The organism is Streptomyces niphimycinicus (assembly GCF_018883605.1).
GTDB classification, from domain to species: Bacteria; Actinomycetota; Actinomycetes; order Streptomycetales; family Streptomycetaceae; genus Streptomyces; species Streptomyces niphimycinicus.
This window is the reverse complement of record NZ_JAHLEM010000025.1, coordinates 22,743-41,106: the sequence shown is the minus strand read 5'-3', so window position 1 is coordinate 41,106 and position 18,364 is coordinate 22,743. Positions and strand designations below refer to the sequence as shown.

Annotated in this window: 15 protein-coding genes; 9 read left to right on the top strand and 6 right to left on the bottom strand. The window is 69.2% G+C overall.

Translation table 11 applies throughout. From position 1 onward, the window contains the following. Positions 1–320 precede the first annotated feature (320 nt). The gene (locus KN815_RS03245) at positions 321–1,577 is read right to left on the bottom strand and encodes a metal-dependent hydrolase family protein (RefSeq protein WP_216339963.1); all 1,257 of its coding nucleotides are present in this window, start codon (positions 1,575–1,577) and stop codon (positions 321–323) included. Positions 1,578–1,805: 228 nt separating this feature from the next. Between KN815_RS03245 and KN815_RS03240 the strand changes: the two genes are divergently transcribed. Both KN815_RS03240 and KN815_RS51465 read left to right on the top strand, forming a co-directional pair. Beyond that, positions 1,806–2,459 carry a trimeric intracellular cation channel family protein gene (locus KN815_RS03240; protein ID WP_253208718.1) on the top strand — a complete coding sequence of 218 codons (654 nt, stop codon included), beginning with the start codon at positions 1,806–1,808 and terminating at the stop codon, positions 2,457–2,459. Between the two features lie 133 nt (positions 2,460–2,592). Next, positions 2,593–2,817 carry a MerR family DNA-binding transcriptional regulator gene (locus tag KN815_RS51465; RefSeq protein ID WP_301184543.1) on the top strand — a complete coding sequence of 75 codons (225 nt, stop codon included), beginning with the start codon at positions 2,593–2,595 and terminating at the stop codon, positions 2,815–2,817. Here KN815_RS51465 and KN815_RS03230 read toward each other — a convergent pair. After that, on the bottom strand, positions 2,789–4,258 hold the full coding sequence (locus KN815_RS03230; protein ID WP_216339961.1) for an FG-GAP-like repeat-containing protein: 1,470 nt from the start codon (positions 4,256–4,258) through the stop codon (positions 2,789–2,791). The genes KN815_RS51465 and KN815_RS03230 overlap by 29 nt on opposite strands. A gap of 151 nt (positions 4,259–4,409) precedes the next feature. Here KN815_RS03230 and KN815_RS03225 point away from each other — a divergent pair, with 151 nt between their 5' ends. The 3 genes from KN815_RS03225 to KN815_RS03215 all read left to right on the top strand — a co-directional run bounded on the left by KN815_RS03225 (position 4,410) and on the right by KN815_RS03215 (position 8,353). After that, entirely contained in the window at positions 4,410–5,234 is an 825-nt protein-coding gene (locus tag KN815_RS03225) for a class I SAM-dependent methyltransferase (protein ID WP_216339960.1), read from the top strand. Positions 5,235–5,615: 381 nt separating this feature from the next. Continuing rightward, entirely contained in the window at positions 5,616–6,596 is a 981-nt protein-coding gene (locus KN815_RS03220) for a nucleoside hydrolase (RefSeq protein ID WP_216339959.1), read from the top strand. Between the two features lie 827 nt (positions 6,597–7,423). Beyond that, entirely contained in the window at positions 7,424–8,353 is a 930-nt protein-coding gene (locus KN815_RS03215; protein ID WP_216339958.1) for a LysR family transcriptional regulator, read from the top strand. A 252-nt stretch (positions 8,354–8,605) separates the two neighbouring features. Here KN815_RS03215 and KN815_RS03210 read toward each other — a convergent pair whose 3' ends face one another. The 4 genes from KN815_RS03210 to rocD form a co-directional block, all read right to left on the bottom strand. Next, positions 8,606–9,934, bottom strand: coding sequence for an aspartate aminotransferase family protein (locus KN815_RS03210; RefSeq protein ID WP_216339956.1), 1,329 nt, complete (start codon positions 9,932–9,934; stop codon positions 8,606–8,608). After that, the gene (locus KN815_RS03205; protein WP_216339954.1) at positions 9,931–10,482 is read right to left on the bottom strand and encodes an APC family permease; all 552 of its coding nucleotides are present in this window, start codon (positions 10,480–10,482) and stop codon (positions 9,931–9,933) included. The genes KN815_RS03210 and KN815_RS03205 overlap by 4 nt, the downstream gene beginning before the upstream one ends. Before the next feature lie 3 nt (positions 10,483–10,485). Further along, positions 10,486–11,421: an APC family permease gene (locus KN815_RS03200; RefSeq protein WP_216339952.1), complete on the bottom strand. Its 936-nt coding sequence runs from the start codon at positions 11,419–11,421 to the stop codon at positions 10,486–10,488. A 623-nt stretch (positions 11,422–12,044) separates the two neighbouring features. Further along, positions 12,045–13,274, bottom strand: a complete 1,230-nt coding sequence (rocD, locus tag KN815_RS03195) for an ornithine--oxo-acid transaminase (protein WP_372458242.1) — start codon at positions 13,272–13,274, stop codon at positions 12,045–12,047. 88 nt (positions 13,275–13,362) lie between these two features. On the opposite strand from rocD, the gene KN815_RS03190 reads away from it, so the two are divergent. The 4 genes from KN815_RS03190 (at position 13,363) to KN815_RS03175 (ending at position 18,341) form a co-directional block, all read left to right on the top strand. Next, entirely contained in the window at positions 13,363–14,220 is an 858-nt protein-coding gene (locus KN815_RS03190; RefSeq protein WP_216339950.1) for a MurR/RpiR family transcriptional regulator, read from the top strand. 224 nt (positions 14,221–14,444) lie between these two features. Then, positions 14,445–15,737 (top strand): type I glutamate--ammonia ligase, encoded by a 1,293-nt coding sequence (locus KN815_RS03185; RefSeq protein ID WP_216339948.1) that lies wholly within the window; start codon positions 14,445–14,447, stop codon positions 15,735–15,737. Further along, complete coding sequence (locus KN815_RS03180; protein ID WP_253208716.1) at positions 15,727–16,860, top strand: amidohydrolase family protein; 1,134 nt, start codon at positions 15,727–15,729, stop codon at positions 16,858–16,860. The genes KN815_RS03185 and KN815_RS03180 overlap by 11 nt, the downstream gene beginning before the upstream one ends. Before the next feature lie 251 nt (positions 16,861–17,111). Further along, positions 17,112–18,341, top strand: a complete 1,230-nt coding sequence (locus KN815_RS03175; protein ID WP_216339946.1) for a M20 metallopeptidase family protein — start codon at positions 17,112–17,114, stop codon at positions 18,339–18,341. The last annotated feature ends 23 nt before the right edge of the window (positions 18,342–18,364 follow it).

Here is an 18,364-nt window from a genome sequence, read left to right as displayed (position 1 = left end):
GTGCCGTGCGCTATAGTGGATCTTGTCGCGGTCGCCCGAACTCCGGGCAGCCCATCGCGCGTTGGTGGTCCAAGGAAAGACGCCCCGCTTCCTGCGGGGAGATGCAGGTGCAAGGCATGCCCGGCGCTCAGTAGACGAGCCCACCCCGCTCGCGGAGTGGGCTCGCGCGGTTTCACGGGACCCACCTCCAGCTCACTCCTGAGTAGCCGGCAGCCGGCGCTCGCGAAGCGGGCGAGAAGAGAAGAACAGCGTCGCCATCCCCTCGAATGTCCCCTCAGTCATGGTGGAACGGGGTGGACAGCGCGGTCGGAGGTCTCCTGTCACTGGACGGGAGTGCGGTGCACGGCACCGTCCCGCATGACGAAGTCGATGCCCGCAACGGCCGTGATGTCGTCGAAGGGGTCGCCGGGCAGCGCGACCAGGTCGGCGGTCGCACCGGGCCGGAGGCGTCCGAGATCGGGCCGGTCGAGCAGGTCGGCGGCGACACTGGTGGCAGCGCGAAGGGCCCGCACGTTGGCGATACCGGTCTTGACCAGCGCCGGGAACTCGCGCCAGTTGTCGGCGTGCGGAAACATGCCGGCATCGGTGCCGAACGCGATGCGAACGTTGCTCGCGGCCACGTTGTGCGCCGACCGGCGGAGCTGGTCCGTGTAGCGGGTGAACTTCACCCGTTCCGCTGGATCCTTGCCCTCCCAGTAGGTGTCGTCGTCGAGGTGGTCGAGCGCGTCGAGGACCATGAACTGGGTCGGAACGAGGAACACACCCCGTTCGGCCATCCGGTCCAGTGTCGATGCCGAAGCGAGGTTGCCGTGCTCGATCGAGCGAACACCGGCGTTGACGGCACGCGAGACGCCCTCGTCGCCGTAGGCATGCGGCGTGCAGGGGATGCCCAGGTCGTGGGCTGTGGCGACCAGCGCGTTCATCTCCTCCTGCGTGTAGGTGGTCTGTGCGGGATCGTCGGCGGGAGTGGCGAAGCCGCCGGTGGCGCCGAACTTGATCCAGTCGGCGCCGGCCCGGATGTTCTCGCGCACCCTGCGCCTGATCTCGTCCGCGCCGTCTGCCAGCGCGCCGATCTCACGGTTGAAGTGTGACGCCAGCAACGTCGAGGCGTCGCCATGCGCGCCCCGCGCGGAGATCAGGTACGGCGCGACGATCATCCGTGGCCCCACGATGTGACCACGGGCGACGGCATCGCGCAGGTACAGCGTGACCGGCTCGGCGGCGAAGGTGGCCAGGTCGCGGATCGTGGTGAAGCCACGGTGGAGCAGGTCGCGCAATACCGGCAAGGCGTGCAGCGCCACCGCCGCCGACCCGTCGGACACGAAGGCCCGCAGGAGCCGGGTGGGATCGACGGTGGTGTGGACGTGGCAGTCGATCAGCCCCGGCATCAGCATGCGGTCGCCGAGTTCGACCACCTCGGCGCCGGTGCGGTCGACAGCCGGCCCGACCTCGGCGATCCGGCCGTCGCGCACCGCCACCTCGGTGTGCCCGGAGGGCCGGTCCGCGAGTCCGTCCCAGCTCTGTCCGGCGATCAGCACCACCGCGCCCTGTTCCGTGCCACAGCCACGTGCTGTCACGGCGTTGCCCTCCGCTCGCACCCCCACCGGATGTCACTCGTCCGCCATTGATCCCGCTGGGGTCCAGGGTGCCAGCGGGGCGACGGGTCGTGCATCGCGTGTCGGCCGTTCGCGTGTCGGCCGATTGGGTCAATGCGGTGCGCGCACTGTGACCTGGTGAGACAGTGCCGAGGGCGTCAGGACGAGCGACGGCGGGACGTGTGAGGGACAGCGATGCATGGCCATGGAATGCTGCACCTCGTGCTCGACCTGCTGGGCACCTTCGCGTTCGCGTTGAACGGCGCGCTCACGGCGACGCGAGTGGCACGTCTGGACATCGTCGGTGTGCTCGCGCTCGCCATGGTGACCGCCCTGGGCGGCGGGGTGCTCCGGGACGTACTCGCCGGCGCACTGCCCCCGGCGACGTTCAGCGACTGGCGGTACCTGGCGGTCGCGGTGGCCGGCGGCATGGTCACGTTCTTGCTGTGGCGGCACCTGGAGCGCTATCGGACGCTGATCACGGTGTTCGACGCGGCCGGCCTCAGCCTGTTCGCGGTCACCGGCGCGATCACCGCGCTGGAGTATCACATCGGCGCGCCGCAGGCGGTGCTGCTCGGCGTGGTGACCGGCGTCGGCGGTGGTACGTTGCGCGATGTACTGGTGTTGCGCTTGCCGACAGTGCTGTACGCAGACCTGTACGCCATCCCCGCGCTGCTGGGGGCGGGGATCACCGTCGCGTGTGAACGTACCGGCGTCTACGGTGTGCCCGCCGCGCTGGGGGCGGCCGTCGCGTGCTTCACATTGCGGATGATCGGCGCACACTACGGGCTCAACGTGCCAGGGCCGCATCGCGCCGACGGCATCGCCGGGCCCGACGACAGCTCGCGCGATGCCGCGTCATGACCCGATGTCGCTCTGGGGCCACACCGGCACACCGTGATGAGCTCCGCGACGGCGGACGCGGCGGGCACCGGCTGTCCTGCTGGGCTTGACCTTCGAGTCGGGTCGAAGGTTTACGTTCGGGGGCGTGAGCACGATGCGAATCTCCCAGCTTGCCGAGCGCACCGGCATCCCCGCCACCACGCTGCGCTTCTATGACGACGCGGGGCTGCTGTCCGCCGCTCGAAACAACAGCGCCTCACGGCGCAATCCCGGCACCCGTCAGATCACCCCGTCCCATGCCCGGCACAACGACCCGGGCACGGGACAGAGTCACATGATCGATCGGACGGCTAATCGGTCACGAATTTCGCCGTTATGAAGGAGGTCTTGTCCCGGGAGGTGGTGCCGTCGGTGATCCACCAGTGTGTGGGCTGCTCGCCGTAGAGGCCGAACGAGGTGCCGGACCCCCAGTTCATGATCAGTTCGTCCTTGCCGTCGCCGTCGAAGTCGGCGGCGCCCGCGGGCCGGGCGTGCCGCCACTTCTTCGGTGTCTTCGCACCATCCGCCTCTTCGGGCCCCTGGCGTGTGACCTGGGTGCGCTTGTCGCCGTCGATGAGCGTGGCCCCCTCGTACGTGGCGACCAGGATCCCGTCGCGGCCGTCGCCGTCCGGGTCGGCGGCCGCGACGGGACCGGGCCCGTAGGGGGTGCTCGCGCCCTTGGGCGCCTCGGGCAGCTCGTGTGCGACCGGCGCGCCGCCGCTGCCCGGATACACGGTCAGCTTTCCGTCGACGTTCCCCGGTTCCGTCCCCTCACCGGGCTCGTCATTGCGGCTGCCGTCGTCCCCCACGGCCACATCGCGCTGCCCGTCGCCGTCGAAGTCGCCGAAGGCGTGGGCGTTCCCGCCGCGCAGCTTCCGGCCCTCGACGGACGGGCCGGTGCCGCGGCGGGCCAGGTGGAGGGTGTTCGGGGCCTGTTCACCGTCGCTGATGCCGTGAACCAGCAGAGAGGTCGCACGGGCCTTGCCGGTGGGGTCGATGTCGTCCGCGACCAGGTCCCCGTCCGTCCACGGCAGGGAGGTGTCGGCGCGCTTGGGCTCGCCGCCCCGGGTGAACGGGCCGTACAGCAGCACCATGGAGGACTGGTTCTGGGCGAACCCCGCGAGGTCGTGGTGACCGTCCCCGTCGAAGTCGCCGCGCACCACGGAGGTCACGCCCAGCTTGGACGCGCTCTCCGGCAGCCGCACCGGGGTGGCTTTGGCGCCCTTCCCCGGCCCGCCGGGCCCGCCCCAGGTCACGTGCGGGACTGACGGCGACGCGCTGATGTTGCCGTCCTCCACGCTCTCTCCCACCGTCACGGTCGAGACGATGTCCGAAAACCCGTCTCCGTCCAGATCGGCGGTGACCACGTCCTTCTCGGAGAGGGATTCGGACCGTCCGGCGTCCACCGGGGGATTCGCCGCCGGTTCGGGCAGTCCCAGGTCGCCGCGCCCGTACACGGCGCGCGTCGCGGGGTCGAGCCCCTTGGCCGAGCCGTACACCGCCCCGGCCCGTTCGTCGCTGCCGTCGACGGTGTTCGTATCCCGCTTGGCGGTGAGCGGCACCACCAGGTCACGGTGGCCGTCCCCGTTGAGGTCATCGGGGTCCTTCGACCCTTTGCCACGGTCCGGCGCCCGGCTCTCGGTGGGAACACTGGGCTGCCCGGCGGCCGACGTCCCGCCCTTCGAGGACGCATCGCCGCCCTCCGGACCGCATCCGGCCAGCGGTACGAGCGCCAGGGCGGCACAGACGGCGAGGGCATGGGGGGTGGATCGGGAAGTCATACGTCGCACCCTCACATCCCGCACGACGCCAACTCCACCGAAGCGGAACGACTGTTGCCCAGTTGTTGATCAATCGTTGGGTTGACGTCAGGGTCGGTACGCTTCCCGGGGGTTTCCCCGCCTCCTTGCGGACGCCTGCCATAGTGAGGCCATGACCGACGCGTACGAGCGGATGATGAAGGCCAACCAGGCGAACTGGGATGCCCGGACCCCCGTCCACCTCGCCAGCCGGTTCTACGGGATCGAGGAGGAGCCGGACCCGTCCCGCTGGTTCGCCCCCTGGGAGTGGGACGACCTCGGCGAGGTGTCCGGCCGCGACGTGCTGCACCTTCAGTGCCACCTCGGCACGGAGACGATCGCCTTCGCGCAGCGCGGGGCGCGGACCGTCGGCCTGGACTTCTCCGCGGAGTCTGTGACGGCGGCCACCGGCATCGCGGCGCGTGCGGGCTTGGACGTGACATATGTGCAGGCCAATGTGTACGACGCCGTGGAGGCCCTCGGCGGACGGCGGTTCGACGTCGTCTACACGGGCAAGGGCGCCCTGTGTTACCTCCCCGACCTGGACCGCTGGGCCGGTGTCGTCGCCGGACTGCTGCGTCCCGGCGGCCGTTTGTACGTCGCGGAGTTCCACCCGCTCCTCAACTCGCTGGGCCCCAAGCCCGCCCCCGGGGAAGGACCCGAACTCCTGCTGAGGCATGACTACCTGGGTGGCAGCGGCCCCGTACACCGCGACGCGACACACACCTACACCGACGGCCCGGCCGTCGAGGGCGCCACCGACAGCTACGAGTGGATGCACGGGCTGGGCGAGGTCGTCAGTGCCCTGACCGGAGCGGGTCTGGACATCCGGCGGTTGCGCGAGAGCCCTGAACTGCCCTGGCCGCGCTGGCCACACATGACGCGCGCCGCGTCCGGCTGGTGGCGGCTGCCGGAGCCGCGGATCCCTTTGCTGTACGGACTCTTGGCGTCCCGCTGAGTGAACGGCCACGGTGGCGACCTCTGCGGTGGCGGGGCTGCCGCGAGCCCGAGCCCGAGCCCGAGCCCGTACCGGGGCCGCCGCGCGCACCGCGGCGGCCCCGGTACGGGTTCCTGGGACCGGCCCGGATGTCCGATCGGCTGGACCCGGCGGTCCTGACCGAGCTCGGCCGCCCCGCAGGCCGGCCGGGTCCGGTGCGTCCGCTCCGGAGGCCGGCCGACACCCCGTGGGTGCCTTCGCGGTCGGCCCTGGCCTCCGGACAAGGGGTGGGTTGACCGGGAAAACGGTTTCGCTGTTGCCAGGATGACGGAACAGTAGCGGGGGTGAAGACTCGGTATCCGCCAGGTCCACAGGACAAAAAGGGAATAAGAGGAGCCCCGCATGCCGCCTGCCACTTCCACCCGTCTGTCCGTGGTCATCGACACGGACCCCGGGGTGGATGACACCTGGGCCATCTTGTTCCTGGCCGCCCAGCCGGACGTCGAGATCGTCGCCGTCGGAGCCGCGCACGGCAATGTGCCCACTGCCGTGGCGGCGGCCAACGCCTTACGTGTGCTCGACGTCGCCGGCCTGGATCAGGTACCGGTTGCCGTGGGGCATCCAGCTCCTCTTCAGCAGCCGTTGCGGACGGCGGAGTTCGTCCACGGGGAGGATGGCCTGGGCGGCAGGGCGGGGCCTGCGTCACCGCGAGAGGTCAGCGCGGAATCAGCAGCGGAGCAGCTAGTGCGCCTGGCCAGGCAACGACCGGGAGAACTGACGTTGCTCGCCCTGGCGCCGCTGACCAACATCGTCCTCGCCCTTCGGCTGGAGCCCAACCTCCCTCGACTCCTGCGCCGTGTGGTGTTCATGGGAGGTGCGTTCCACGTCCCGGGCAATGTCAGTGCCTGGGCCGAGGCGAACTCCGTTCATGATCCGGAGGCAGCGGAGGAGGTGCTGCGCGCGGGGTTCGACCTGATCGTGGTGCCGCTGGACGTGACCGGACACGCATGGGCTGACGCATCCTGGCTGAAGCGGATCGCGGATGCGGTCGCCCCGGCGGCCCGCTTCGCCTCATCGGTGCTCGGGACCTACGTTGCCCTCTACAGTGACGCTCACGGCACCGTCGGCTGTATCCTGCACGACCCACTCGCTGCGGCCATCATGGTTGATGAGTCCTTGGCGACATACGAGGAGCGCCAGGTCATTGTCGAACTCGCGGGACATGCGCGTGGCGCCACACTGATCGACGAACGGAAGTTCAGCACCGGCCACGGGGGCATTCCCGACCAACGCCCTGCGGTGCGGATAGCCGCCACCGTGGATGCCGCCACTGCCATGGACCGTATCCACCGTGCTCTGATCACCCCTGGGGCCGGTCAGTAACCGAAAGCACCCCTGCCGTACGTCCGGACAAACCTCAGGGGAGAGGTCCTGAGCCCGAACAGCTCCAGCTCAAGACCGTCCGCTCCCAGTGCCCCGAATTCGAACCACTCAGCCGGCATGGCCGCTCCTTCGCGATCATGCTCACCGATCGCCAGGGTGAGCGCACTCAAGCGCCATATGTTCGGCCGTGCAGGCTTCGCTCTCTTGCGGAAGCGAGTCCTCCTCGCGCCGTGAGGACAACTGCACGATCAGACAGTGGCTTTGGCCGCGACCCGGGTGAGCAGCTTGTCGCGCACGGATGGCCACTCGTCCGCGAGGACGCTGTAGTACAGCGAATCGCGGCGCGTACCGTCCTGGCGCACCATGTGGCTGCGCAGCGTCCCAGATGGAGATCAGGCTGCCTTGCATGGCAGCGGCACACGGACGCAGCGCCGGCACCCTTCTGGCGGACCCATCTTTGCCGTCTCGGCACGCTCACCCCACCGCAACCGCGTCCAGAAGGCCGGGGCCGCGTCACGGGTGAAAAGGAGCACGAGCAAGTCGTGCGCTGGTGCCGTGAGTTCCGCGTCGATGTCGGGGAGCGACCCTCCATCGACTTGATCGACGCTCTTCAGCCGCGCGAAGGCGTTCGGGTCCGTGGCGCGGCCGGGGACGTCCAGCCGCAGCTACGGGGCCCGCGCGAGAGTGGTCAGGGCGTCGGCGTAGGGCGCGGAGGACTGGGCGGGGGAGGGAAGCTGCGTGAACACAGGTCGAGACTGGCACCGGACCAAAAGAAGAGGAATACTGGATTCCTCAGCGATCCTCCATAGAAGGTATGGCGATCAACGGTGCTGGAGCTGCGGCAGTTCGAGGTGCTGCGGGCGATCGCCCGCGAGGGCTCGCTCGCGGCCGCCGCACGGTCACTGCACTACAGCCAGCCGACCATCGCGCACCACCTTGCCGCGATCGAGTCGCACTTCGGCGCCCGGCTGGTGCACCGAGGTCCGCGCGGCGTCCACCTCACCGAAGTCGGCAGGCTGGCGCTTCACCACGCGGAAGCGGTGCTCGATCGCGTGGGACTGGTTGAGCAGGAGGTCCGCGCGCTGGTCGAGCACGGCGCGAAGTCGCTGCACGTCGGCACCTTCCCGACCGCCGGGGCGCTGCTGCTCCCGCCCGCGGTACGGCAGTTGGCCGCGGATGGGGTCAGGGTCTCGCTCGCCGAGGGGGAACTGCCCACCCTGGTCAAGGCGCTGCGCGGTGGCGGAGTGCAGATCGCCCTGGTCTACTCCCAGCCGGGTGAACCCCTCGACCTCGGTGAGGAGTTCGCACTGCACCACCTGCTCGACGATCCGCTGCTGCTGGCGCTGCCCGGCAACCACCCGCTCGCCGGTCTGGACCGCGTCCCGCTGGGCCAATTGCGCGATGCGGGCTGGATCATGGGCACCAGTGACTGGGACCCCTGCGATCGCGCCCTCGGCTGGGCGTGTGCGCAGGAGGGTTTCGAGCCCGTCCGGGTCATGCGCACCGACGACTACGGCATGCTCAAGGGCTTCGTCGCGGCTGGGACCGCGGTCGCCCTGATCCCCCGGCTCGCGCTCACCGGCCACGAGTCCGACCTCGACCTCGCCATCCGTCCCGTCGACGGACCACCGCTGGCCCGTCGTATCAGCGTCGTCATGCTCCGTTCCACCGTCTCCGACGCCGCCGACACGCTGCGCGAAGCGTTGACACAGCAGGCTCGGAAGATCACGCAAGCCTGGTGTGAGACTTCCGCTTGAGGAAGGCACTCGAGAAGACGGCTCGGATCGACACCGCATGAAATGGCCGCCCGCGGGCGCGCAGCCGCAGCCGATGACGAGCGTCAGTCGCTCTGGGCACCTATCGGCATCACTGGCGCCGGCGGGTCGGGCAAGTCCTCCCCGGCGGACGAGCCTGACGGACGAGATGGTTCTCCAGACCTGGGCCCAACCAGGGCCGGGGAGGAGGTGTCCAGCACTCGGGGACAGGTCGCCACGACGCGGCGCAGGACACTAGGTTCCACCCGTCACGTCCGACACTGCCTGGGCAAGCACCTCGACGGCCCGGTCGATCTGGGCGTCGTCGATCACCAGCGGCGGGGTGATCTCCAGAACGTTGCCGCCGACCACGTACACAACGACGCCCAACTCCCATGCCCGCCGTGCGATCGCGGCCGCGGCCGACGCGTCCGGCTGCTGCGTCCCCGGGTTGGTGATCTCGACACCGATCGCCAGCCCTCGCCCGCGGAGGTCACCGATATGGCCGCCGCGGAAGGTGGCGTAGCGGGCCAGTTGTTCTCCGAGTCCCACCAGGAAACGCGCTCCTGTCGCTGCCGCACGCTCGGGTAGCTGCTCCTCCACCAAGATCCGCAGCACGGTCCGGCCGACCGCGGCGCAAATGGGATTGCCGGCGGTCGTCAGTAGAGAAGAGCCGACCGGCTCGTCGAGATAGTCGGAGGGGCCCACGGCCGCGGACAGCGGTAGACCCGCCCCGAGAGACTTGCCGAACGTCATGATGTCGGGCGTGACCCCGTCGTGCTCAAACGCGTGCAGCATCCCTGTTCTGCCGAGTCCGACCTTGACTTCGTCACAGACCAGTGGAGTGTTGTAGAGGCGGCAGAGATTGCTCACCCCGGCCAGGAAACCGTCCGGCGGCACAACCAGCCCGCCGTCGGCGAGCAGGGGCTCGACGATGAGGCAGGCCACGTCGCCCTTGCTCAACTCCTGTTCGACAGCGCTCAGGCTTCGGACGAGGTCGGCCGCAGCGTCCCCGTCCGCCGCATGGAAGGGGGTCGGGTAGGGCACCAGCGTCACGTACGGGTCCGGAACGGCTCCGCCGTCGATGTGCACACCCGACACTCCCATGGCGACTCCGGTGCCGCCGTGGTAGCCGTTCTCGAAGGCGATGATCCGGCGAAAGCCACGCCGGGCCCGGCATGCCCTCAGCACGGCGTCGTTCGCGTCGGAACCGGCGTGTCCGAGGTAGACGCGGCGATCTGCGGGCCCGGGGGTGAGCGCCAGCAACTCCTCGGCGAACGCGACCGCTTCCTCGTGAACGGCGGAGAGGATGCTCGCACCCGGCGGGGCCTGCGCGGCGGCCACGATCGCCTCGGTCACCGCCGGGTGCCCATGCCCCAGCCCACTGGCCGTCCAGGTCGCCGAGAGGTCGATCAGCTCCCGGCCGCCGGGCTCGATCAGGATGGCGCCGCGGCCCGTGGCCACTTCCAACGGGAAGTAGCGCAGCTTCTGGACGCCGGCGATGACCTGAGCGTCGCGCTCAGTGATGGTGGCGGCAGCGGACGAGTCTTCCTCTGCCGCGTGTTGGGGTGGGGTTGCGGTCATCGTGATTCTCCCACCCGGGCTTCGCCGATCTCCTCTGCCAGCCCTCCATCGACGGTGCGGTCAGTCTTTCCGACGAGCAGCCCGACCAGGACGCCGACCGCACACCAGTAGACGCCGAGCATGGCAGCGGAGGCGGGCGAATCGGCGTCCCGTACGTTGAACCACAGGACGACCAGGATTACCGCAGCGCCCAGTGTGGGCAGCACGACGCCGAGTACGCGTCCGCGGCCGCCATGGATGTGGTCGAAGCGGGAAGAGCCGACGAAGTGGAGTGTGGCGACTTCGACTACCAGGTAGGTGACCATCAGGCAGAACGAACCGGCGATGGCGAACAGGAAGTACGCGTCGTTCGCGCCATTGCCCGTGCCCATGTCGGGCCAGCCCGTCACCGAGCACACCACGTTCATGAGGAAGGCGACGCCGACCACGGCCCACATGGCCCGGCGGGGCCCGCCCGTGCGCTCGTGGATCTTGCCGAGCCAGGACGGACCGACGCCGTCCCGGGCGAGGGTCTGCATGATGCGGCCGGCGGTCGCGGCGGTGGCCATGTGTCAAGCGAACGCCGCGATCGTCGCAGTGAAGACCACCACGAGAGCGAACCCCGAACCGATGTACCGGTCCGCAAGGTCTCCGAGGGTGTTGTCCGAGGTGCGGAATGCCTCGAGGCCCGCTTTGTCGGTTCCGAAGCCGATTGTCTGCGCGAACATCACGACGACGAAGACCACGCCTGTCGCGATCAGCGTGCCGGTCAGAGCGCGGGGGATGTTGCGGCCCGGGTCCGATGTTTCTTCGCTCATCGACGCACATGCCTCGAAGCCGGCCCACGAGAGAAAGGCGGCGACGACACCGCCGAGCACGGCGTTCGCGCCGAGGCCACCGGAGAACGTGAAGACCGACATGTCCATGCCGGTAGAGGGGGCTCCTCCGTGGCCGACAATGACACCGATGAGAACCAGCATGGCAATGATGCCGATGCCTTCCAGGACGAGCAGTGTCTTTGCGATGAAGGAGACGTCGCGACCGGCAAACGCCAAGGAGACCGCCGTGAGCACCAGCACCGTGACAAGCCACGGCACCTGGAAGGGTTCTTGGCTGCCAGGCTGCATCTGCGCCAGGAAGGCGTTCACGAACGATGCCGTCAACGCCAGACAGCCGATGGAGAACCCGACGTAGGCGCCGATCATGGCGAAGCCGGCGAAGACGCCGGTCCGCCGGCCCAGTGTCCGGCCGACCAGGGCATAGGCGGACCCCGCCTGATTCAGGTGCCGGGTCAGCCGAACGAAGCTGTAGCCGACCAGGGATACCCCGATCAGTCCGATGAGGAAGACCAGGGGCACCGCCTTCCCGACCGAGGCGACCAAGCCCTGCCCATTGCCGGACATCGCCAGGGTGGGGCCGACCGTGCCGAGCGAGAGTGCCCCTGCAACCCAAATCGGCAGGTCGCGTCTGGTCTTGCCGGTGTGGTTCACGTTCTCTGTGCTGGTCATGTGCTGCCCTTTGGTGATTGGCGGACGCCCGGCTCCCGTTCCCGGCTCCGTCTTCGGTTGTCGGAAAACCGCCGAAAGGCGACGGTTGCGACTAGGGCCTGTCCGGGGGTGGCTTTGATCGCGTCAGGATGTACACGGATGTGGTCGACTGCCGGCCCCGGAGACGCGGCGGCCCAGTCTTGAGAATGGTCTTCCTCTGCGGCTGTTGCAGCCGTCACCGAGAGTCTCGTGGCGGGCGTGGCGGGCGTGGCGGGCGTGGCGGGCGTGGCGGGCGTGGCGGGCACTCTGGGTGAAGAGCGGCCGCACACGGCTGATGTTCGTCGAGTCTGTTTCGCTCCACGACTGGTCAGCAGACCGGGCCTCGCGCCGGGCTGGGGCGAGAGCGCTCTGCGCCTACTCCTCCCGTCGTCCACGGTGAAGTGTTCATTACGCTAGCACCGTGAACAGCGGCTGGTGAAGCATATGCTTCACGAAAAAATGTTGGCCGCGCATCCTTCTATTGACCGCAGACTCCGTGTTCATCGCCACCAGCGATCTCTGCGGGCGGGACGGAGGGCGGTCCTTCGCCGACGCGGTCCTTCTGGCGGAGATCCGACAGAAGGACCCTGGTAGCCGCCTACGGTTCAGCCGTTGCGCACGACCTCTCCGACCGCGTTGACGAGAAGGTCGATGTCGGCCTCGGACGCGACGAGCGGAGGGGCGAAGCGCACGGTCGAGCCGTGTGTGTCCTTGGCCAGCACGCCGCGGGCGAGGAGTCCGGCGCAGGCATCGCGGCCGGTCATGTGGCCCGGGGCGATGTCCACTCCGGCCCACAGGCCGCGGACGCGGACTTCCGACAGGCCCGAGCCGATGAGCCCGCCGAGTCCGGCGCGCAGTCGCTCTCCGAACTCATGCGCGCGGGCCTGGTACTCGCCGGTCTGGAGCATGGCCACGACTTCAGCTCCGACGGCCGAGGCCAGTGGGTTGCCCCCGAAGGTGGACCCGTGGGTTCCGGGCGTGACCACGCCGAGGATGTCGCTGTCGGCGACCACGGCGGAGACGGGGAGGATCCCGCCGCCGAGGGCCTTGCCGAGGATGTAGATGTCCGGGACTACGCCTTCGTGGTCGCAGGCGAACGTCTTCCCTGTGCGGGCGAGGCCCGACTGGATCTCGTCGGCGACCATGAGGATGTTGTTGCGCGTGCACACCTCCCGGAGTCGGGAAAGGAATCCCGGAGGTGGGATCACCACTCCGCCCTCTCCCTGGATCGGTTCGAACAGCACGGCCACGGTGTTCGGGCTGATCACCTGCTGGATGGCCTCGATGTCTCCGTAAGGGACGGAGACGAAGCCCGGCGCGAAGGGACCGAAGCCTCCGGTCGCCGTGTCGTCGTCGGAGAAGCTCACGATGGTGGTGGTCCGGCCGTGGAAGTTGCCGTGCATGGTGATGATGCGCGCGGAGTCGGCGGGGATGCCCTTGACCTCGTATCCCCACTTCCGGCTCACCTTGATGGCCGTTTCGACGGCTTCGGCGCCGCTGTTCATCGGCAGCACCAGGTCCTTGTGGCACAGACCGGCCAACGCCTCGGCGAAGCCGCCGAGTTGGTCGTTGTAGAAGGCTCGGCTGGTCAGGGTGAGGCGGTTGAGTTGCTCGGTGGCCCGGCGCAGGAGGCGGGGGTTGCGGTGGCCGAAGTTGAGGGCCGAGTAGCCGGCCAGGCAGTCGAGGTAGCGGCGACCTTCGATGTCGGTCACCCAGGCGCCGTCACCGGAGGAGAGGACCACGGGCAGCGGGTGGTAGTTGTGGGCGGCGAACCGCTCGGTGCGGGCTATGTGCACGTCCGTGGCGGGGGCGGGCGTGGTTGCCGGGATGGTCACTGGGCTTGGTTCCTTCGTTGGGCGGTACGGGGCGGGACGAGGAGGGGAGGGGATCAAGGAAGAAGGAGCGGAGCGGTAGGCTCTGCCTATGAGTGGGGTTCCTGGCGAGTTCGCCTCCGTTCGCAAGTTGCTGCTCGGCAAGATGGACGGGCTGACACCTGGCGAGCGGAAAGTGGCGCGGGCCCTCCTGGCGCAGTACCCGACCGCCGGCCTCACCACGGCCGCCGAACTGGCGGCCGCCGCCGACGTGAGCGCCCCGACGGTGATCCGTTTCGCTACCCGGCTCGGTTTCGAGGGTTTTCCCGGTCTCCAGCGCGTCTTGCTGCACGAACTGCACAGCGAGGGCGGATCGCCCCTGGTCCAGTACGAGGAGAAGCCTCCGGCCTACCCGCAGGGCATCCTGCGCGAGACCCGGCAGACCTTTGTCGACATGATCGACGCATCCTACGACGGGATCCCCGAGTCGGAGTTCAGGGCCCTGGTGGACCTGCTGAGCGACACCAGCCGCGCGGTATGCCTGGTCGGCGGGCGTTTCAGCCATGTGCTGGCCGACTACCTCCTTCTTCATCTGCGGCTGCTGCGTGCCGGTGTCCGCATGATCGGTGAAGACGAGGCCGAGCGTCTGGTGGCCGTGGCGGATGCCGGTACGCAGTCCGTCTTCGTGCTGTTCGACTACCGGCGCTACACCGATGCCAACCTCCATTTCGCTCAAGCGGTGAGCAGGCGGGGCGCGACGGTCGCCCTGATGACGGACAACTGGCTCTCGCCGATCGCCAAGGTCTCCAAGGTGGTATTGCCCTGCCGGGTGCAGTCAGCGTCTCCGTTCGACTCGCTGGTGGCGGCGATGGCCGTCACCGAGAGCCTGGTGGCAGGAGTGGCGGGCGCTCTGGGTGATGGCGGCCGCGCACGGCTGACGCTCATCGAGTCCGTCTCGCTCGACGATTAGCCGGGGGATCAGGAGCTTCCGTCGGACTGAGACGGGGAGCGCATGGCTCAACCGTTCGATGAAACATTCATTACGCTAACACCGCGACATCCGGTCCGTGAAGTGAGGCGTTCGCCGCAGTTCTGTAATGGAAATTTCAGCGCTGCCCATTGACCGTCAGATGTAACGCATGTATCACTCATGTTCAGCCGTTCGGCTCATACACGACTTGCAGAGGCTGGAACATGACCGCATCGCCCCCGCTGTTCATCGCCACCAGCGATCTCGCCGCCGTCACCCGCGGACGAGCCGTACCCGCCAGGGAGGAAGCGGCGGTGCTGCGCCGGGGTGTCGGCTGGGTGCCCGCAGACCTCGCCATCACCTCCTTCGGAGAGATCGCGCCGAACGTATTCGGCTCCGTCGGGGACCTGCGACTCCTGCCCGTTCCCTCCGCCCGCGTGCAGATGAGCGCCTCGGGCGGCCTGCCGGGCACCAGCCTCCACCTCGCCGAGCAGGTGCACCCCGACGGACGCCCGTGGGAGTGCTGTCCGAGGTTCTTCGCCCGTCTCGCACTGGACGACTTCAAGCAGGCCACCGGCCTGGACGTCATCGCCTCATTCGAACACGAGTTCACTCTGGGCGGACTGCGGCCCACTGCGCCGTTCTCGTTCGAGCGATACCGCAGCGCTGAGCCGTTCGGCAGCCAACTGCTCCTGGAACTCGAGGAACTGGGCCTGGAGCCGGAGAACTGGCTGCCGGAGTACGGAGCCGACCAGTTCGAGATCACGCTGTGTCCCACGGACGCCCTTCAGGCCGCGGACCGCGCCATCCTGCTCAAGGAGGTGGTGCGCGACCTCGCCCGGCGCCACGGCCGCCAGGTCTCCTTCGCCCCCCTGCCCGACCCCGACGGCAGCGGCAACGGCGTCCACGTCCACCTCTCCCTGCGCGACGCGGACGGCCGGCCCGCCCTGTACGACCCTGCCCGTCCGGGAGGACTCTCCGAACTCGGGAGCCGCTTCGCGGCCGGAATCCTCAACCACGCACCAGCCCTGTCGGCCGTCACCGCCGCCAGCCCGGCCTCGTTCCTGCGCCTGCAACCCCACCGGTGGAGCGCCGGAGGAATCTTCCTCGGCGAGCGCAACCGCGAGGCCCTCGTGAGGATCTGCCCCACCAGCACCCTCGGCGGAGGCCAGACGGCCGAGCAGTACAACCTCGAGTACCGTGCCGCGGACGCCACCGCCAACGCCTGGCTCACGCTCGGCGTACTCATCCGCGCCGGCCTGCGGGGCATCACGGAGACTTATGACAGCCCGCACCCGTGGCCCGAAGGCGCGACGCCGGAAGACCTCGCCGGCGTGCCCGCCCTGCCCGGCACCCTCACCGAGGCCCTCGCTGAGCTGGAGAAGGACACCATCGTCGCCGACTGGTTCCACCCCCACCTGCTGGACACGTTCACATCCGTCAAGCGCGCCGAGATCGAGCATGTCCACAACCTCGACGCCGGCGCACTGTGCGAGGAGGTCTCCCGTGTCCACTGACCTGGCAGACGAGCTGGCGCAGATGCGGCTCGTCGATCACCACGTCCATTCCACCCTGGCCGCCACGCCCGACCGGGCCACGTTCGAACTCCTCATCACCGAGGCCGACCGTCCCGGCCCCGCAGGCACGACGCAGTTCGACTCCCAGCTCGGCTTCGCCATCCGCGCCCACTGCGCACCCCTGCTCGGCCTCGACGCCCACGCCCCGGCCGACGACTACTGGGCCGCCCGGACAGCACGGCCGGAGGAAGAGGTGGCAGACGCCTTCCTCCGGGCGGCGGGCGTCGACCACTGGCTCGTGGACACCGGCTTCAAGGGTGACCTCCTGCTGCCGCTGGACCGGCTGTCCGGCGGACGTGACGAACAGGTATCCGAGATTCTCCGTCTGGAGAGCCTGCTGGAGTCCGTCGCCGCCGGCGCGACCGCGCAGACACTGATGACGGACTTCCGCCAAGCGCTCACCGACGCGGTGCCGCACATCCGAGGTCTGAAGTCGATCGTCGCCTACCGGTACGGCTTCGACATCGGCCCGGACCGGCCGTCACCGCGCGAGGTGCAGGAGGCCGCGGCGCGCTGGCTGGCCGAACTGGAGACGGGTGCACCTGCCCGCGTCAGTGACCCCGTACTGCTGCGCATGCTGCTGTGGGAAGGCGCCGACACCGGACTGCCCCTCCAGCTCCACACCGGCTACGGGGACGCCGACCTGGAGCTTCACCGCTGCGACCCGCTGCTGCTGGCGCCGTGGATCAAGGCGGTCGAGCCCACGGGCGCCGCCGTGATGCTGCTGCACTGCTACCCCTTTCACCGCAACGCTGGTTTCCTCGCCCAGGTGTTCCCGCACGTGTACCTCGACGTCGGCCTCGCGGTGAACCACACCGGTGCCGCATCACCCGGCGTGGTGGCGGAGAGCCTGGAGCTGGCTCCCTTCACCAAGATCCTCTATTCCTCGGACGCGTGGGGGCCGCCCGAGCTCCACTATCTGGGAGCCCTGCTGTGGCGTAAGGGCATGGCGGCAGCGCTCTCACGTTGGGTGCACGCCGGCGAATGGTCGACGGCCGACGCGGTGCGCGTGGCCACACTGATCGGCCGGTCCAACGCCGAGCGCGTGTACCGGCTCGCCTGAGTCGGCACCTCAGTCGGCGTCGTCGGCTGCCCGGCCCTGTCCGCAAGCGGGGGCACCCCGGCGGTCGCCGTCGTGGAGACGCTCATCGCCGCAGTCGTCGAGCGGGCCGGCGACGGGTCGCCACCTACGGCCGCATCGAAGTCGACATCTTCACCGACGACGAGCGGCCGACCGTACCCCACCTCTGAACGAAAGAGCATGACCAACGTGAACAAGACCGATACCGCCCTCGAGACCATCCGGGAGGGCCGATGAGCGGCGCCGAACCGACCCACGCGATAGCGGCACGGTCCACGCCCGACACCACCCGCCTGGCCGACCTGGCAAGCGCCCTGCTCGACGAACTGCCCGCTGCCACCAACCTGCGCCGCAGCCTTCATGCGGCTCCGGACCTCACAGGTCAGGAGGCATCCACACGCGATCTCGTCCTGTCCGCAATGACGGCGGACGGCGCCGGCCGCATATCTCGCGACAACGCGGAACACGCAGCGGAGACGGGCGCCGTGATCCGGGTGGGCGGGCCGGGCCCGGCCATCGCGGTCAGGGCGGAACTGGACGCCTTGGCCGTCACCGAAGAGACAGGCGTCCCATGGGCCTCGGCACGGGCCGGCCGCATGCATGCGTGCGGGCACGACGTCCACATGGCCGCACTCGTCGCCCTCGCACGTGCGGTCGCACGCACGCCCGGTCTGCCGCCACTGCTCGCGGTGCTCCAGCCGAGGGAGGAGAGCTACCCCTCAGGAGGCCAGGACATCGCCCGGTCCGGAATCTTGCGACGGCACGAAGTCACCTCCGTCATCGGAGCCCACGTTCAGCCCACGCTGCGCGGCGGCGTGGTGGCCGCCACCCCGGGCCCGGTGAACGCCGCTGCCGACGAGTTCTCCGTCACCGTCACAGGGGCCGGCGGACACGCCGCCTACCCGCACCTGACCCGCGACCCCGTCCTGGCGCTCGCCAGCATCGTCGTGGACCTCCAACACCTCGTCAGCCGGGGTATCGACCCCGTCGAAGGGGCCATCGTCAGCGTCTGCACCCTCGCCGCCGGCACCGCCCCCAACGTGGTGCCCGACCGCGCGGTCGCCACGGGAACGCTGCGCACCATGTCACGGACCACGCAGAACCACCTCCACCAACGGCTCTCGGAAGTCGCGAAGCACGTGGCGCAAGCCCACGGATGCCGAGCCGAGATCACGATCGAGCGCGGAGAACCCGTACTGCACAATGATCCCGCCATCGCCGACCGCACCCTGGGCCTTGTTACAGAACTTGGCCTGACCCCGGCCAAGCCTCTGCTCTCCTTCGGATCCGACGACTTCTCCTTCCTGTCCGAAGAAGTCCCCGGCCTGATGATGTTCGTAGGAGTCGAGGCGGGCGTCCACGCACGCCTGCACGGTGCGACATTCCTGCCCCCTGACCAGGCGGTGCACGACGTGGCAATGGCCATGCTCGCCGGCTATCTCTCGGCAGCGGCATCGGGCTGAGAAAGCGCACAGCAACCCATACA

Excerpts from the sequence above, each read along its gene's own strand:
- KN815_RS03225 (WP_216339960.1), top strand. The coding sequence starts at position 4,410 with ATGACCGACGCGTACGAGCGGATGATGAAGGCCAACCAGGCGAACTGG.
- KN815_RS03200 (WP_216339952.1), bottom strand. The coding sequence starts at position 11,421 with ATGACCAGCACAGAGAACGTGAACCACACCGGCAAGACCAGACGCGAC.
- KN815_RS03240 (WP_253208718.1), top strand. The coding sequence starts at position 1,806 with ATGCTGCACCTCGTGCTCGACCTGCTGGGCACCTTCGCGTTCGCGTTG.
- KN815_RS03210 (WP_216339956.1), bottom strand. The coding sequence starts at position 9,934 with ATGACCGCAACCCCACCCCAACACGCGGCAGAGGAAGACTCGTCCGCT.
- KN815_RS03175 (WP_216339946.1), top strand. The coding sequence starts at position 17,112 with ATGAGCGGCGCCGAACCGACCCACGCGATAGCGGCACGGTCCACGCCC.
- KN815_RS03185 (WP_216339948.1), top strand. The coding sequence starts at position 14,445 with ATGACCGCATCGCCCCCGCTGTTCATCGCCACCAGCGATCTCGCCGCC.
- KN815_RS03205 (WP_216339954.1), bottom strand. The coding sequence starts at position 10,482 with ATGGCCACCGCCGCGACCGCCGGCCGCATCATGCAGACCCTCGCCCGG.
- KN815_RS03230 (WP_216339961.1), bottom strand. The coding sequence starts at position 4,258 with ATGACTTCCCGATCCACCCCCCATGCCCTCGCCGTCTGTGCCGCCCTG.
- KN815_RS51465 (WP_301184543.1), top strand. The coding sequence starts at position 2,593 with ATGCGAATCTCCCAGCTTGCCGAGCGCACCGGCATCCCCGCCACCACG.
- KN815_RS03220 (WP_216339959.1), top strand. The coding sequence starts at position 5,616 with ATGCCGCCTGCCACTTCCACCCGTCTGTCCGTGGTCATCGACACGGAC.
- KN815_RS03190 (WP_216339950.1), top strand. The coding sequence starts at position 13,363 with ATGAGTGGGGTTCCTGGCGAGTTCGCCTCCGTTCGCAAGTTGCTGCTC.